The organism is Pseudomonas sp. FYR_7, assembly GCF_043106155.1.
Taxonomy (GTDB): domain Bacteria; phylum Pseudomonadota; class Gammaproteobacteria; order Pseudomonadales; family Pseudomonadaceae; genus Aquipseudomonas; species Aquipseudomonas parafulva_B.
The window spans coordinates 1-366 of record NZ_JBICMI010000089.1; the positions used below are offsets into that span (position 1 = coordinate 1).

1 pseudogene is annotated in these 366 nt (G+C 55.2%); it reads left to right on the top strand.

The features are described 5' to 3' along the window. Positions 1-366: pseudogene (locus ACF8R3_RS21955) on the top strand (IS4 family transposase); the annotation flags it as partial.

The window sequence follows — 366 nt, forward strand, 5'->3', positions numbered from 1 at the left end:
TTTCGAGACATCAAAAGCTCAATGCAGCAGAACGCGGTGACGTTGCGCAGCAAGAAGATTGATCTGATTTATCAAGAAGTCTGGGGGCTTCTGCTGGCTTACAACATCATCCGCCGAGAGGCCAGCCAGGCCGCAGTAGCCTTTGGCCGAACGCCTTCAGACATACGCTTTAAACCCGCCTGCCAGTACATTGCGGTGCAACTGATCGTTATGGCAGCTGCCAATCCGGTATCGGCAACGGGGAGAAGGTTGGCCGAGCTGCGAGGGAGCTTAGGAGGGCTGTTTCTGGATCACCGTCCAAGGCCAGGAAGGCCAAGGACGGTGAAGATTTCCAAAACCCGGTATCCGGTGGATCGTAAAGCTGCT